This window comes from Zunongwangia sp. HRR-M8 (assembly GCF_027594405.1).
GTDB lineage: Bacteria > Bacteroidota > Bacteroidia > Flavobacteriales > Flavobacteriaceae > Zunongwangia.
This window is the reverse complement of sequence record NZ_CP115161.1, coordinates 198,847-215,552: the sequence shown is the minus strand read 5'-3', so window position 1 is coordinate 215,552 and position 16,706 is coordinate 198,847. Positions and strand designations below refer to the sequence as shown.

13 protein-coding genes are annotated in these 16,706 nt (G+C 36.4%); 5 read left to right on the top strand and 8 right to left on the bottom strand.

Annotated features, from left to right (window positions below; genetic code table 11):
- Positions 1-2: 2 nt before the first annotated feature.
- Entirely contained in the window at positions 3-782 is a 780-nt protein-coding gene (locus PBT89_RS01005; RefSeq protein ID WP_270063003.1) for an SDR family NAD(P)-dependent oxidoreductase, read from the top strand.
- Between the two features lie 138 nt (positions 783-920).
- A complete protein-coding gene (locus PBT89_RS01000) occupies positions 921-2,279 on the top strand; it encodes a dihydrolipoyl dehydrogenase family protein (protein ID WP_270063002.1) in 1,359 nt (452 codons plus the stop codon).
- Positions 2,280-2,589: 310 nt separating this feature from the next.
- On the opposite strand, the gene PBT89_RS00995 is transcribed toward PBT89_RS01000, so the two are convergent.
- From PBT89_RS00995 to asnB, 8 genes are all read right to left on the bottom strand, one after another.
- A complete protein-coding gene (locus PBT89_RS00995; RefSeq protein ID WP_270063001.1) occupies positions 2,590-4,380 on the bottom strand; it encodes a hypothetical protein in 1,791 nt (596 codons plus the stop codon).
- Positions 4,381-4,769: 389 nt separating this feature from the next.
- Positions 4,770-5,564: a tryptophan-rich sensory protein gene (locus PBT89_RS00990; protein ID WP_270063000.1), complete on the bottom strand. Its 795-nt coding sequence runs from the start codon at positions 5,562-5,564 to the stop codon at positions 4,770-4,772.
- Positions 5,565-5,775: 211 nt separating this feature from the next.
- Positions 5,776-6,405: a ligase-associated DNA damage response endonuclease PdeM gene (gene pdeM, locus PBT89_RS00985; protein WP_270062999.1), complete on the bottom strand. Its 630-nt coding sequence runs from the start codon at positions 6,403-6,405 to the stop codon at positions 5,776-5,778.
- 29 nt (positions 6,406-6,434) lie between these two features.
- Complete coding sequence (locus PBT89_RS00980) at positions 6,435-7,592, bottom strand: methionine aminotransferase (RefSeq protein WP_270062998.1); 1,158 nt, start codon at positions 7,590-7,592, stop codon at positions 6,435-6,437.
- Positions 7,593-7,673: 81 nt separating this feature from the next.
- Positions 7,674-8,420, bottom strand: coding sequence for a succinate dehydrogenase/fumarate reductase iron-sulfur subunit (locus PBT89_RS00975; protein ID WP_270059579.1), 747 nt, complete (start codon positions 8,418-8,420; stop codon positions 7,674-7,676).
- Between the two features lie 74 nt (positions 8,421-8,494).
- Entirely contained in the window at positions 8,495-10,498 is a 2,004-nt protein-coding gene (locus PBT89_RS00970) for a fumarate reductase/succinate dehydrogenase flavoprotein subunit (protein ID WP_270062997.1), read from the bottom strand.
- A gap of 12 nt (positions 10,499-10,510) precedes the next feature.
- A complete protein-coding gene (locus PBT89_RS00965; RefSeq protein ID WP_270062996.1) occupies positions 10,511-11,173 on the bottom strand; it encodes a succinate dehydrogenase cytochrome b subunit in 663 nt (220 codons plus the stop codon).
- A 327-nt stretch (positions 11,174-11,500) separates the two neighbouring features.
- Positions 11,501-13,183 carry an asparagine synthase B gene (gene asnB / locus PBT89_RS00960; protein WP_270062995.1) on the bottom strand — a complete coding sequence of 561 codons (1,683 nt, stop codon included), beginning with the start codon at positions 13,181-13,183 and terminating at the stop codon, positions 11,501-11,503.
- A gap of 288 nt (positions 13,184-13,471) precedes the next feature.
- Between asnB and PBT89_RS00955 the strand changes: the two genes are divergently transcribed.
- From PBT89_RS00955 to PBT89_RS00945, 3 genes are all read left to right on the top strand, one after another.
- Positions 13,472-14,236, top strand: a complete 765-nt coding sequence (locus tag PBT89_RS00955; RefSeq protein WP_270062994.1) for an SDR family NAD(P)-dependent oxidoreductase — start codon at positions 13,472-13,474, stop codon at positions 14,234-14,236.
- Between the two features lie 241 nt (positions 14,237-14,477).
- On the top strand, positions 14,478-15,776 hold the full coding sequence (locus PBT89_RS00950) for an aminopeptidase P family protein (protein ID WP_270062993.1): 1,299 nt from the start codon (positions 14,478-14,480) through the stop codon (positions 15,774-15,776).
- Between the two features lie 67 nt (positions 15,777-15,843).
- Complete coding sequence (locus PBT89_RS00945) at positions 15,844-16,614, top strand: alpha/beta fold hydrolase (RefSeq protein WP_270062992.1); 771 nt, start codon at positions 15,844-15,846, stop codon at positions 16,612-16,614.
- Positions 16,615-16,706: the final 92 nt, after the last annotated feature.

The window sequence follows — 16,706 nt, the reverse complement described above, 5'->3', positions numbered from 1 at the left end:
AAATGGATTATCAACTAAAAGACAAAAGAGTATTTATTTCAGGTTCTACCAAAGGTATCGGTTTTGCAACAGCCAAAACGCTAGCCAAAGAAGGTGCTGAAGTTATTATAAATGGAAGATCTCAAGAAAGTATTGAGGCATCAATTTCAAAACTTAAGGAGGAAGTCAAAACCGCCAACATTTCTGGGATAGCTTGTGATTTTTCCCAAAAAGAAGAAATAGACGATTTAATTGAAAAATTAGGACACGTAGATATCCTTATCAACAATGTAGGGATTTTTAACCCAAAAGATTTCTTTGAAATTCCCGATGAAGAATGGAAAGATTTCTATGAAATAAATGTATTAAGTGGAGTAAGACTCTCAAGAGCTTTATTACCAAAAATGTTAGAACAAGATTGGGGAAGAATCATTTTTATCTCTAGTGAAAGTGCTTTAAATATTCCTACGGAAATGATTCATTACGGAATGACCAAAACCGCTCAATTATCCATCTCTAGAGGAATCGCCGAGTTAACCAAAGGCACAAATGTTACGGTAAATAGTGTATTGCCCGGGCCTACTTTTTCTGAAGGAGTAAAAGAAATGGTAGATGCAGATGACAATAATAAAAAAGAAATAGAAGAAGAATTCTTTTCAACAGAAAGACCTAGTTCCATTATTCAACGTTTTGCAGATCCGCAAGAAGTAGCCAATATGATCGCTTATGTTGCGAGTCCATTGTCTTCTGCAACAAATGGCGCTAGTTTAAGAGTGGAAGGCGGAGTGGTAAAGTATATATAATAGTAGTGAGTAGTTAGATCTGAGATGTTAGAAAATAGAATATAGACTTCAGCTTAAAGCGGAAGTTGACCGTTTCTAAATTATCAAATTGTCTAAATTCTAGAATCTAACAGCAAAGCGATCTAAAATCTAAATAATATGGGAATAGAAGAATTTGATGTTTTTGTCATCGGTACAGGTACGGCAGGAAAAGGCGTAGCCAAAGATTGTGCGGAAGCCGGCTGGAAAGTTGCCATTGCCGATAACCGCGAATATGGCGGAACCTGTCCTAATCGAGGTTGTGACCCTAAAAAAGTATTAGTAGGAATTACTGAAATCCTTGAACGTTCCCAAAATATGATGGGCTTGGGTATTTCTAAAATGCCGGAAGTAAGTTGGGAAGATTTGCAACAATTCAAATATAAATTTACAGGAGCTATTCCCGCAGCTACCGAAAAAGATTTGGCTGCTTTGGATATCAAAATGTATCATCAATCACCTAAATTTTTAGATGAAAATACACTTTCAGTAGAAGGAAAAACCGTAAAAGCTAAAAAAATTGTTATTGCTACAGGTAATAAACCAATGCCTTTACCTATTCCGGGGCAAGAACTATTATTGCACAGTGAAGACTTTCTAGAGTTAGAAAAACTGCCAGAATCAATGATTTTTATCGGCGCCGGTTATATTGGGATGGAGTTTGCGCACATTGCTGCTCGTCTTGGCGTTGAAGTCACTATGATCGATACAGAACCAAGACCACTTTCTAATTTTGATGAAGATATGGTCGCACATCTTACTGAAGCTTCCGAGAAGATCGGAATTAAATTTATCTTTAATGCAAAAGCTTCTAAAGTTGAAAAGCTAAGAAAATATCTTCGAGTAACTGCGGAAACTAAAGATGGAGAAGAAATTACAGCAAAGGCAGAAGTTGTTTTTAACACCGCTGGTCGCGTTCCATCCATAGATGAATTAGATTTAGAAAAAGGAAATGTCGCTTTCACCAATAAGGGAGTTTCTGTCAACGAACATTTACAGAACACTTCAAATAAAGATGTATATGCCTGTGGAGATGTTTCAGCTAGCGAAGGATTACCACTTACTCCGCTCTCTTCTCAGGAATCACGCGTGGTTTCAGCAAATCTATTAGGAAAATATAACAAAACTGAAGCGCTTTACCCACCACAACCTTCTGTGGTCTTCACTTTGCCTAATGTGGCTTCCGTAGGACTTTCAGAACAACAGGTGAAAGATCAGGGTTATGATTTTGTCATTAAGCATAAATCGGTTCCTAGTTGGTTCAATTCTAAACGAATTGCAAACCGGCATTACGCTTTTAAAGTGATCAAAGACAAAAAAACCGAACAGGTTCTTGGTGCTCACCTCGTGGGTCCCGATGCCGGGGAAATGATCAATATGTTTGTAATGGCAATGTGTGGCGGTCTTTCTTGTAAAGATCTAAAAGCAATGATCTTTGCCTACCCAACCTGGAGTAATGATATTAAGGGAATGACTTAATAAAGATGTTAGAGCACTTCGCTATTAGAATTTAGACCGCTCCGCTTTTAGATTTTTTAAAAATCGTCATCCCGGACTTGATCCGGGATCTCATCACTACAATGAGATTCTGAATCAAGTTCAGAATGACGTTTATTATACTTTATAAAAGCGATAGCCAACCTATATTCAAGAAAAGTCAGCTTTCAGCATTTAAAATTCAACATTTCGATCGTGAGTCTTGGCTCTTGTGTCTTGATTCTATTTTCTGTGTTCTAAAAGGCAAAGCCGATCTAAAATCTCACGTCTAACAGCCTAGCGATCTATCTAGTTAAGCCACTTCCGATTGATGCGTTATTTCTAAAATCTGACTTTCGCAAACTAAGAGATCATTTAAAAACTGGTCTTCTTTTATCACTTTTTCAGCATATAAATTCTTATAATATTGAATTCCTTCGTTCAGGTTCTGGCTAAATTTATCAAATTTTTTAGCCTCTCTTTTATTTGAAAAATCGGTGCTTTCTTTTAATTCGGCTAGATAATCAATGTACAACTGTAACTCCTTCATAAACATATGTGGACGGTAACCGCTGAGTACATTTTTACGCCCATAAATATGATCTGTTAGTTCCTGAAGTGAATATTCACCATTGAAATATGCCAAATTTGGCCCGGGACAAACGGTCACAAAATCCATTTTTTTTACAAACTGAAAATCGTAATTCTTCGCTACACTATTACATAAACCGGTACACAAACATTCTTTTTGAAACAACTTATCGGCTTCCTTCGCCTTTTCTTCATTAGACAAATCGGAATGCTGAATTTGTTTCATTTTCAGCTTTTGATATTTATGAGAAGCGGTACAAATAGGTTTTTCGGTAAATTCGGTGTTCGATTCTAACAATTTCTCGGGACAAGAACTACCGGGTTTGTTACGCAAAAGATTTTTTCTTCGGAATTCTTCTCCGCTCGCGCCTTTCAAATAATTAAACCGAACGCCAAGCGGCGAGCTATGACTTAAAATAATGTCTTTTTCCTTCGATTTTTGAAGTTTTTCGAGCGTTTCTTTATCTACATTTGTGGCTTCAGGACACAACAAAAAAGGCGAACCCCAACCGGTAGCATCGGCTTGGTAATAATCTTTTAGCAATCTGTCTTCTTCAAAAGTACCAATTCCGCCTTGTACGGTAATCTTTATTTCTGGCAATGCTGAAACTTCAGATTCCTCAGCCACAGCACTTTGGTATAATGAAGCTAATTCTGATTGTAATTCGTCTTTTTTCTGCTTAAATTCTTCCATAATCGGGCCTAGCAGAAAACCATCGGTCGCGAAAGCGTGCCCGCCGCAGTTTAAACCAGATTCAATTCTAAATTCACTAACCCAAATCCCTCGTTTTGCGAGGTATTTTCCCTGAATTAAAGCCGAACGATAATCGCTGACTTTAATGGCTATGGCCTTCTGGAAATTTCCGTTTTTATCTGGACTGAAGGTTTTAAAGGAAGACAGGTAATTAAACAATCTTGGATTCATCCCTGCGGAAAATACTAAAGTTGAATTTTCTAAATCACTTTCAGCAAAACCTTTTAAAGCCTGCAAAGCATCAGATCCATTTTCGATAGGTTCTTTATTTTCGCCGAGTTGTTCGTTATCGATCTTCGTCATAATATTCACTTCGATCGCACCGGGTTTTACTTCCTCGCGAAGTTCAGATTCTAGATTTTCTTTTTCTGAAGAATCATTAAGCTGAAGAAATTTAAGGTATTTCTGTTTTAATTCTGAAACTTCAGGAAGCATTTCAAAATACTTGGTAATCTCTGAAGTGCCAGAAAAAGCAGCAGTTTTCACCTCTTCTACTTTCTTTTTTACTTCCGCGCTAATCAAATTCAGATAATCTGTGATTCGCTTAGCTCTAAAGTTGGGTTCTTTTTTGGTTATAGGCTGAAAAGTCTCGTTGTTGAGTTTATAATAATACTCGCGCATTTTTTCGATGAGGTGATCTTCAATAATCGAAATGGAAGAATTTATCCCTAAATGCGCCACTTTCACCGGCGTATCGATCGTATAAGCAATGCCCATCACCGGAATATGAAATTGATGTGGGGATATGGCGTTTTTCATTTTTCTTAAGTTTAATCACCAAAGATGAAAAGTAGCCACCGTTTAAAATATGATATTTATCAGGTTTTTTTAGTAGTTAGAATTGAGATATGAGATTTGAGAGAATAGATTCTAGAGAATAGACTTTGGTTAATATAAGTTTGTCATCCCGGACTTGATCCGGGATCTCATCACTCTTATGCGATTCTGAAACAAGTTCAGAATTACCTTTCGCATATAAAATTTCATAACTTCAAAAGAAAAAAGATCTTTCTGCTACGGTCAAGATGACATAAATTATAAATTCAAGAAAATGAATCCTGATTTCTGGCTCTTATCTCCTGAGTCTTATTATTTATTTTCTAAAGGCAAAGCGATCTAAACTCTAAAATCTAACAGGCGAAGCCGATCTAATTCTTATTCATCATCCTATAAAACGGACTTTGCTTTCGATTAATAAAACCGTGATAAGCACAATTAATTCCTATTAAAATGGCAGCGCCAAGAGCGACGTAAGCGATTAACCTTTGATCTTCAGAATGTCGCATATAGATTGCGAATAACGCCCAAATGCCCACCGCTGCAAACTCGCGCATATTTCGTGTATAAATCATTACAACATTTAAAATTGTAGCGATCACGATCATAATAATCGTCCATTGTACTTCAGAAAAAATGCCTCCATTCCATTCAATCTTGGCTAGATAAGCCGCAATATTCGCAATGGTTGCCACTGCGATCCAACCCGAATACAGGCAAATGGGCCACCAGCTAAACGCGATAATTTTTAAAGGCGCATCCCAGCGTTCCATACGTGTATTTAAGATAATTTTGATAAGTGAAAAGAGAATCAGTAACATTAAAAAGATCGATAAGCCCGTGTATTCGCATAACCAAACCACCACCCAGGCGGCATTGGCGAGATTCGCTAACAGGAACCAAAATTTTGTCTGCTGAAGAAATTCTAAGTCAGTTTTTGGGCCAAAAGCCTGATAAATTTGATAGCCTGAAAAAGCCAGCAATCCTAAATAAATAATTCCCCAGATTGCAAAAGCATAATCTGCCGGAGTGAATAAATTGAAATATTCGTGACTTAGACTTCCCATCGTATTTCCGTTGAGTTTTACGGCTTGCGTATAATAACTCACAAAAAGTGTGATCACTACGGAAATAAAATTGAGTACTGAAAGTAATTTTGGTTTCATAGTTTGTATTGATATTTTTTTGTCATTCCGGACTTGATTCGGAATCTCATCTTCCACTTTACCTCAACTGGATGAGACCCTGAAACAAGTTCAGGGTCACATAAAGTTTAATTGAAATTACCAAACGCTTGAATAAACCAGCGTTAGTGTTAGGTTAAAGTTACGCTTCCTGCAAGGTTTTTAAAACCTTGTAGGTATAAAATTTAGAAAGTCAATTCACTCGAATTACTTCAGATTGTGCACACACAAAAACCTGATCTTCTTCTTCGGGTTTCATTAGAAAAGCACCGGTAAATTCACCAAAAGCCGGTAAAATGAGTTGATTTTTACTTCGGAAGAAGCATTTTAATTTTAAATGTTGTTTTGCTAAACCGACCAACCGATACCCGGGATGAATGTGACCACAGATATTAAAATCGGTTTCCTTTTCTTCCGGATGATGGGTTAAACGAAAGTTGTCAATTAACAATTCCTGATGAATTTTCACGCCGAGTTCCTCATAGTAAATTGGAGAAATAATATCGTGATTTCCGGCGATTAGAATGATTTCAGTCTGTTGATTTTGAAGCCAGTTTTCGAATAAATTCCATTCGGCATTCAACGCACTGTGAAAAAGGTCGCCCAAAAAGATGATTTTTTCAGGTTGAAACTCGGTTACCGCTTTATCTAAACGATCAAAATTGGTTTGAATCGCCGATTGTGGCACGGCACTACCGTGTTTTCTAAAATGAGAAATCTTTCCCAAATGCACATCGGCCACCAATAAAGCCTTTTGCTCTTCCCAATGGGAAACGCCGCTACACGCCAACTGAAAATGGTTATTTTGGATGATAATTTTCATTTCTATAACTCAAAAAAAGAGAGGCGAAATTAGCCAATTTTGAGTAATATTTCCGCTGCTTTTTCTAAAGTCTCATTTTCCTTAGCGAAACAAAAACGCAATTGCTTTAGATCCTGATTATTGATATTGAAAACCGACACAGGGATCGACGCCAACTTATACTGCTTTACTAGTTTTTCAGCAAAAAGAATATCAGATTCTGTTGTAATTTCAGAATAATCCAATAGCTGAAAATAAGTACCCGCAGCCGGAATAACCTTAAACTTTGTGTCTTTAATTTGCTCTAGAAAATAATCTCTTTTTTCCTGATAGAATTTCGGCAAACTTAAATAAGTCTCAGGATCTTTAAGATATTCAGCAAAAGCTCGTTGCATAGGATGATTTACGCAGAAAACATTGATTTCATGAAATTTCCAAATCTCCTTCATTAGCACCTCTGGCGCAACACAATAGCCCATTTTCCAACCTGTATTATGAAAAGTTTTTCCGAAAGATGCGCAAACAATTGCTCTTTCAGATAATTCTGGAAAAGCTGAGGCACTTTGATGCTTTTCACCATCAAAGATGATATGCTCATAAACTTCGTCGCTTAAAAGGATGATATTGGTATTTTTAAGCAACTTTTCTAATTCTAGCATATCTGCTTTAGAAAGAATCGTTCCACTGGGATTATGCGGCGTATTGATCACGATCATCCTTGTTTTATCGCTAATCTTAGCTTTTACTTCATCCCAATTTACTTTATATTCTTTTCCCTGAAGCTGACTATGAACCGGAATCCCGCCATTTGTTTTTACGAGCGGCTCATAAATATCGTAGGCCGGTTTAAAAATAATGACTTCATCACCAGGATGAACAAAAGCTGAAATTGCGCTATTTATTGCCTGTGATGCTCCCGCGGTTAAAGTAATTTCTGAATCGGGATGATACTTTTTACCGTGAAGCGCTTTAATTTTCTTTACGATTTCTTCACGAAGTTCTGGAATTCCTGCTAAAGGCGCATATTGATTATAACCCTCTTTCATGGCTTTATAGACCAACTGCTTTAAACGATCATCACTCTTAAAACCAGGAAATCCCTGCGACATATTTATGGCATTATAACGATTGGCTAAACCACTCATTTTAGAAAAAATACTTTCAGGAGTGTTAGGAAGTTTAGAAACAAGGGATTTAGAAAAAGCCATAAAAATTTTTAAATAAGATGCACAAAAAATCCCGAAATCTAAAAAGAAATCGGGATTCAGTTTATTCAGAAAAAATTATTCTTATCCTTTTGTACTTGCAGACAAATATTCACGGTTCATACGAGCGATATTCTCTAAAGAAATTCCTTTAGGACACTCAATTTCACAAGCACCGGTATTTGTACAGTTACCAAAACCTTCTAGATCCATTTGGCGAACCATATTCATTACACGATCTGTAGCTTCTACCTGTCCCTGCGGAAGTAAAGCATATTGTGAAACTTTGGCTGAAGTAAATAACATCGCACTTGCATTTTTACAAGCTGCAACACAGGCACCACAACCAATACAGGTTGCCGCAGCAAAAGAATCATCTGCATCATGCTTATTTACAGGAATACTATTGGCATCGATAGTGTTTCCTGAAGTATTTACAGAAACATATCCACCCGCTTGCTGAATACGATCGAAAGAAGTTCTATCTACGATCAAATCTTTAACTACCGGGAACGCATTTGCTCTAAAAGGCTCGATCACGATCGTATCACCATCTTTAAAAGAGCGCATGTGCAACTGGCAGGTTGTAATTAACTTATCTGGGCCGTGAGGCTCACCGTTAATTTGTAATGAACAAGAACCACATATCCCTTCACGACAATCATGATCAAATTCTACCGGGTCTTCTCCTTTAGCAACAAGCTCTTCATTTAAAACATCCAACATCTCTAGAAAAGACATATCGCCTTCGATACCATCGATAGGATAGGATACCATCTTCCCTTTAGACTTAGCGTTTTCTTGTCGCCATATTTTTAATGTAAGTTTCATATTCTTTAGATTTTAGTATTGAGTATTGAGTCTTGAGTCGCTATTTGTAACAGCTCATATCTCAACACTTGCATCTATTTATAACTTCTTGTTTTTAATTCGATATTATCAAAAATAAGCTCTTCTTTATGAAGCGCTGCATCGCTTGGTTGTCCTTTATATTCCCAGGCAGCTACATATTTAAAGTTTTCATCGTCCCTTAAAGCTTCACCTTCTTCGGTTTGATATTCTTCTCTAAAGTGTCCTCCACAAGACTCATTTCTATGTAATGCATCTTTAGCGAAAAGTTCTCCCAGTTCAAGGAAATCGGCCACACGACCTGCTTTTTCTAATTCAGCATTTTTACTATCTGCAGTTCCGGTAATTTTTACGTTTTTCCAGAAATCTTCTCTTAAAGCTTTAATTTCTTCAATAGCTTCTTTAAGACCTTGCTCATTACGCGCCATACCACACTTATCCCACATGATCTTACCTAATTTCTTATGGTAAGTATCTACAGAATGTTTTCCGCCAGCATTCATCATTTTATTGATTCGGTCTGTAACATCTTTTTCAGCAGCATCAAATTCTGGAGAATCTGTTGGAATTTTTCCGGTTTTAATATCGCCTGAAAGATAATCACCTATTGTATAAGGCAGAACGAAATAACCATCTGCAAGTCCCTGCATTAAAGCAGAAGCTCCCAATCTGTTTGCACCGTGATCTGAGAAGTTAGCTTCTCCAGCAGCGTAACATCCAGGAATTGTTGTTTGTAGGTTATAATCTACCCAAAGACCTCCCATCGTATAGTGTACTGCTGGGAAGATCATCATAGGTGTTTCGTATGGATTTTGATCGGTAATCTTTTCATACATCTGGAAAAGGTTACCATATTTAGCTTCTACAGCTTCTTTTCCTAGTTTAATAATTTCAGATTCAGATGCATCTTTTTTACCAGCCGAGAATGCCGCTTCTTTTCCGTAACGCTTTATTGCGCTGGCGAAATCTAAAAATACAGCCTGGCCAGTTTTGTTAACTCCAAAACCTGCATCACAACGTTCTTTTGCAGCTCTAGAAGCTACATCACGAGGTACAAGGTTACCAAATGAAGGATATCTTCTCTCTAAATAATAATCTCTTTCTTCTTCAGAAAGCTCGGTAGGCTTTTTCTTTCCTTCTCTAATTGCCTCTGCATCTTCTTTTTTCTTCGGAACCCAAATACGCCCATCATTACGTAGAGACTCAGACATCAAAGTTAATTTAGACTGATGATCTCCTGAAACAGGAATACATGTTGGGTGAATTTGCGTATAGCATGGATTTGCAAAGTAAGCACCTCTACGGTGAGCTCTCCAAGCTGCCATCACATTACTTCCCATCGCATTAGTAGATAGGAAAAACACATTACCATACCCTCCTGAAGCCAATACAACTGCATGAGCTGAATGTCTCTGGATCTCTCCGGTAATCATGTCTCTGGCAATAATTCCTCTTGCCTTACCATCAACCAAAACAAGATCCATCATCTCGTGACGATTAAAGGTTTGAATCTTACCACGATTAATCTGGCGGTTCATTGCAGAATATGCTCCTAACAACAACTGCTGGCCCGTTTGTCCTTTTGCGTAGAACGTTCTGGAAACCAAAACCCCACCAAAAGAACGGTTATCTAAATAACCACCATATTCACGTGCAAAAGGAACTCCCTGTGCAACACACTGGTCGATAATATTCCCTGATACCTCAGCAAGACGGTAAACATTCGCTTCTCTAGAACGATAATCACCACCTTTTACGGTATCATAAAAAAGACGGTAATCTGAGTCACCATCTCCCTGATAATTTTTTGATGCATTTATACCTCCCTGTGCAGCAATAGAGTGCGCACGTCTTGGAGAATCCTGGTAGCAAAAAGTCTTTACATTATAACCTAACTCTGCAAGTGTTGCAGCAGCAGCTCCTCCTGCAAGACCTGTACCTACAACGATAATATCAATATTACGCTTATTGGCAGGGTTTACCAGGTTAATATCATTTTTATGTTTAGTCCACTTATCTTTAAGCGGCCCTTCTGGTATCTTTGATTCTAAAACTGACATAAATCTCGCGAATTAAAGGTTATTGATATAGTGAAACAATGCTATAAAAATAAACCCTAACGGAATTATTATAGCATAAGCCACTGTAATGCCTCTTACTCCTTTAGCATATTTGTTATTCCATCCCAGCGATTGAAAAGAAGAAGAAAAACCATGAAGAAGGTGTAAACTTAAGAATACAAAAGATAGACAGTAAGCTGCCACGCGAATTGGATCCTGAAACTTAGCAACCAACTCACCATAGTATCTTGAGGCATCCTCTGGGTGAGATTCTACATATTTATGCACTAATTCTGGCACCCAAAAATCATAAAAATGAAGTGCTAAAAAAGCTAAAACTACTAATCCAGAATAAATCATGTTTCTAGACATCCAGCTAGAGTTAGCGCTTCCGTTATAATTTACATACTTTATATTTCTAGCCCCTCGGTTTTTAGCCTCAAGCACAAATCCCATTACAAAATGGAATATTACTCCAAAGATCAATACCGGCTGAAGAATAGCCTGTACTAAAAAATTGGTTCCCATAAAATGAGAAAGCTCGTTGAATAGATCTTTACTAATTACGGAAGTAAGATTAATAGTAAAGTGTTGAAGCAAAAATAAGACTAGGAACAGTCCCGACAAGGCCATCGCAACTTTTTTTGCGATAGATGATTTTAAAAATCCACCCATTGGTTTGATTATTTATAGAATTTTAACAGCAAAAATACACTCCAATTAACTTATGGACAAACTTTAATGCTTCTTTATAAGGCTATTTAGAATAAGTATAATTAAGCCGCATTTTTGTTTAATCTTCAGAATAGGAAAAAAGAACAGAACTTATGAGGAAAAGTCCCCAATTACAAGGCTTAAAAGAATGAAACGCATTATTTATAAAAATTTTTCAATCGATTGAAATTCTACAATTTATAAAATAAGATGATAAATACAGCGCATAAAAAAAGCTACTCAAAATATCGAATTTTGAATAGCTTTTTTATTTAATTTAATTCAGAATTAGCCTTCTACAAGATCTTTTTTGTAAGCATCTGAGTGAACATTGGCAACTGCTCTACCAGATGGGTCGTTCATATTTTTAAAAGATTCATCCCACTCTAAAGCTGTTGGCGTGCTACAAGCCACTGAAGGAACTGAAGGAACAGATAATGCCGCAGCATCACTTGGGAAATGCTGAGAGAATATAGATCTATAGTAGTATTCCTCTTTACTTGTTGGTGGCTGTATTGGGAATTTGAAGTGCGAGTTTTTCAATTGCTCATCTGTCACTTCAGATTCTACTAACTGTTTTAAAGTATCGATCCAGCTATATCCAACACCATCAGAAAATTGTTCTTTTTGTCTCCAAGCAACACTTTCTGGCAAGTAATCTTCAAAAGCTTTTCTTAGCACCCACTTTTCTATACGCTCACCAGTGATCATTTTATCTTCAGGGTTAAGACGCATTGCAACATCCATAAACTCTTTGTCTAAGAATGGTACACGCCCTTCGATTCCCCAGGCACAAAGTGATTTATTAGCTCTTAAACAATCGTATTGATGTAATTTATCTAATTTACGAACGGTTTCTTCGTGAAACTCTTTCGCATTTGGTGCTTTATGGAAATACAGATACCCACCAAAAAGTTCATCAGATCCTTCTCCAGAAAGCACCATTTTAATCCCTAAAGATTTGATGGTTCTGGCCATTAAATACATTGGCGTGGAAGCTCTAATCGTAGTTACATCATAAGTCTCTAAATGATAAATTACATCTTTTATCGCGTCTAGACCTTCCTGAATAGTAAACTTAATCTCGTGATGTACCGTATCTAAATGATCAGCAACTTTTTGTGCAGCGGCAAGATCTGGTGAACCTTCTAATCCAATAGCAAAGGAGTGTAGTCTTGGCCACCATGCAGCATCTTTATCATCACTTTCTATTCTTTTTTCTGAATATTTTTTAGCGACTGCTGAAGTTATTGAAGAATCTAAACCTCCAGAAAGTAAAACTCCATAAGGAACATCACTCATTAGCTGGCGGTGTACCGCTTTTTCTAAAGCTTCTTTTAAGTCTTCGATACTGGTTGGGTTATCCTTAACTGCATCATAATCCATCCAATCACGCTCGTACCATTTCTGGAAACCTTCTTCTTTACTAGATAAATAGTGACCAGGAGGAAATAATTCGATTTTCGAACATTTTCCTTCTAAAGCTTTAAGTTCTGAAGCTACATAAAAAGTACCGTTATGATCCCATCCAATATATAACGGAATAATCCCCATATGATCTCTTGCGATTAGGTACTCATCTTTTTCAACGTCATAGATCGCAAAACCAAAGATTCCGTTAAGGTCATCAAGAAACTTTGCGCCTTTTTGTTTGTATAAAGCAAGGATCACTTCACAATCTGATGCTGTTTGAAACTCGTAATCTGGGCACTGCTCTCTTAATTTCTTATGATTATATATTTCGCCATTTGCGGCAAGTATTAATTTTTCATCTTTAGACAATAATGGCTGCCCTCCTGAAATTGGGTCGACAATAGCAAGACGCTCGTGCGCCATAATCACATTATCATTACTGTAAATCCCACTCCAGTCTGGACCACGATGTCTTAAACATCTGGCCATTTCTAATAATTGAGGTCTTAAATCATCAGACTTCTCTTTTAAATCGAACGCACATACAATTCCACACACAGTTTTAAAATTTTAAGTATTAAAGATGAAACAAATATCGATTAATCATTTCATTAAAAAAGTCACAACACCTATTTCGATTACATTTCTAAACCATTTAATCAAAATATGATTAAATAATAAAAATTCAGAAGTATAAATATAGTGATTTTTTTTCAGCAGTAAAATTCTTTATATCCAGCATCTCAGGCTTATTTTAAAAGTGCAAGAATTGATAACATATTTATAATATTTCTTTAAGACTCAAAATGAAGCAATAATTGTAACTTTAAGGTAAAATTCAATATTATGAGTAATTTCAAAGATAAAACAGCAATAATCACGGGCGGTTCCGGAAGCATTGGTTATACTACTGCATTAGAATTAGCAGAAAAAGGTGCGAATGTATTATTAGTTGATATCGATAAAGAATCTTTAAAAGAAAAAGAATCGGCCGCAAAAAAAGAGAATTTAAATATTTCCTACGTTGTCGCCGATGTAAGTAAACCAGAGGATGTAAAAAATTACGTAGACACCTGTATTGAGCGTTATGGTAAAATTGATTATTTCTTTAATAACGCCGGTATAGAAGGTAAAGTAGCACCTCTAGAGGAGTATCCAGATGACATTTTTGATAAAGTGATGGAGGTTAATGTAAAAGGCACTTACTTAGGAATGAAGCATGTAATGCCAAAAATTGAAGATGGAGGTAGTATTGTAATTACATCTTCTGTAGCCGGTTTACAAGGTTCTCCTAAAATGGTTTCTTACATCACATCTAAACATGCGGTTATAGGAATTATGCGAACTGCCGCTTTAGAATTGGGAGAGAGAAAGGTGCGTGTAAATTGCGTAAACCCCGGCTCTGTAGATAATCGTATGATGCGTTCTCTTGAAGATGGCGTAAATCCAGGACATGGAGACGATGTAAAAAAAGCTTACGAATCTACCATTCCGCTAGGAAGATACGCCACACCCGAAGATATATCGCATATGGTTTGCTTCCTATTTTCTGATAATGCCTCTTATGCAAACGGCCAAACATTTGTAATCGATGGCGGAATGAAAGCTTAAGCATTTTTAAATGTTTTTATATATAAAAGGAATCCATAAAACGGATTCCTTTTTTAGTTTATCCAGTTTGCATAAATCGAAGAAAAATATCACCCACATAGTAACTACAAATTTTTAATAAACTTGAAAACACGAAAAGAAACTGCTTTAAGCTCTTGAAAAAATAGAAATATTAGTCTGTGCTTAACAGGCATTGTACTTGATGTTTTTTAATTTTGAAGCAACTTTTGAAATAATTATCATGAAATACGATCAAATAGACCGAAAACTTTTTATCAAAAACAGAAAAAACTTCATGGAGCGTATGGCCCCAGGAGGATTAGCTGTTTTTAATGCCAATGATGTTTTTCCAATTGGCGCCGATAGCACAATGCCATTTCAGCAAAATCGCGATTTATTCTATCTAAGTGGTGTAGACCAGGAAGAAGCTATTTTAGTGTTGTTCCCGGAAGCTCCTAAACCAGAACATCGCGAAATTCTATTTCTTACAGAAACCAATCCACACATTGCTGTTTGGGAAGGCGAAAAACTTACAAAAGAAAGGGCTTTTGAGGTTAGCGGAATAAAAACAGTGTACTGGCTTCAAGATTTTGAAAAAGTATTTTTTGAAATTATGGCGCAGTCAGAAACAATTTATTTCAATAAAAATGAACATTATCGCGTTCAGGGAAGTATACAAACAGAAACTCGAGACGATCGATTTATAAAATGGTGTAAAGAAAAATATCCAGCACATCGTGTTGCGAAAAGTAATCCTATTCTTCAAAGATTGCGATCTGTTAAAGATCCTATAGAATTGGATTTGATGCAAAAAGCATGTGATATTACCGAAAAAGCCTTTAGAAGAGCTCTTAAATTCACAAAACCTGGTGTTTGGGAATATGAAATCGAAGCTGAATACTGGCACGAAATGATTAGAAATCGCTCTAAAGGTTTTGCATACACTCCTATTATTGCCAGCGGAAATAATGCCAACGTTCTCCATTACACTGAAAATAATCAACAATGTAAAGCAGGAGAGCTTATATTACTAGATACAGGAGCCGAGTATGCTAACTATTCGAGCGATATGACAAGATCAATCCCGGTTTCTGGAAAATTCACCGATCGCCAAAAGCAAATTTACAACACCGTTAATAAAGTAAAGTCTGAATCTACAAAATGGCTTAGACCGGGAACTATGTGGGACGAGTTTCATAAAGAAGTTGGAAAACTAATGACTTCAGAATTGCTTGATCTTGGATTACTAGATAAAGCCGATGTTCAAAATGAAAACCCAGATTGGCCAGCTTACAAGAAATATTTTATGCATGGCACAGCTCACAATATTGGTTTGGATACACATGACTACGGAATATTAACTGAACCTATGAAAGCCAATCAGGTTTTTACTGTTGAACCTGGAATCTATTTACCTGACGAAGGTTTCGGAATTCGACTTGAAGATGATGTTGTAATCCAGGAACAGGGAGAACCTTTTAATTTAATGCGTAATATCCCAATCGAAGCCGATGAGATTGAGGAACTTATGAATTCATAAAAAATACAAAAAGGCCACATAAATTGATTGTTACGTCAATTTTGCGGCCTTTTTTAATGTAATGCTTATGAAAATACTGCATAAAAATACACAATTAAAGTTTACAACAAAGGGAAAAGGCAATCCTTTGATACTTTTACATGGATTTTTAGAAACAAAAGAAATTTGGAGAGACTACCAGCAACTACTTTCTAAAGATCGCCAGGTTGTCACGATTGATCTTTTAGGACATGGCGAATCTGGGAGTACCGGCGAGGTCCATTCTATGGAAGACATGTGCGATGCCGTAATTACTGTGCTCGATTACTTAGAAATTAAACAAGCTAGCTTCGCAGGACATTCGATGGGTGGCTACGTGATTATGGAGATCTTAAAAAAACATCCTAAAAAAATCACTAAAATAAGTCTTGTTAATTCCTCTCCTACTGAAGACACTTCTGAAAAAAAAGAAAATAGAAATCGAGTAGCCAGCCTAGTAAGAAAAAATAAAAAAGCTTTTGTTAGTATGGCGATATCTAATCTTCTTACCGCTGAAAACAACAAAAAATACAAACCAGAAATTGAGCTATTAAAAAGTGAAGCACATAAAATGGCTTCAAAAAATATAATTGCAGCTACGTTGGGGATGAGAGACCGCGAGGATAGCACTGAAGCTTTAAAGCAATTTAACGGGAATAAATTTATAATCTTAGGTATGCAAGATCCGGTATTAGATACAAAAAAAATAACTCAAATTGCAAAAAGCACACATACCAATTTGATAGCCTTCCCCGACGGTCATTTATCATATATTGAGAATAAAGATCAATTATTACATTTTTTACAATCAAAGAGCTAAAAAATAATCTTTAACAAAAAATTGGCTGTTTTTTGGGAATTTCGTAAGAGTTTAGTAACTTTATGCTGTCAAAAAATTAAAAATCAAGCTTT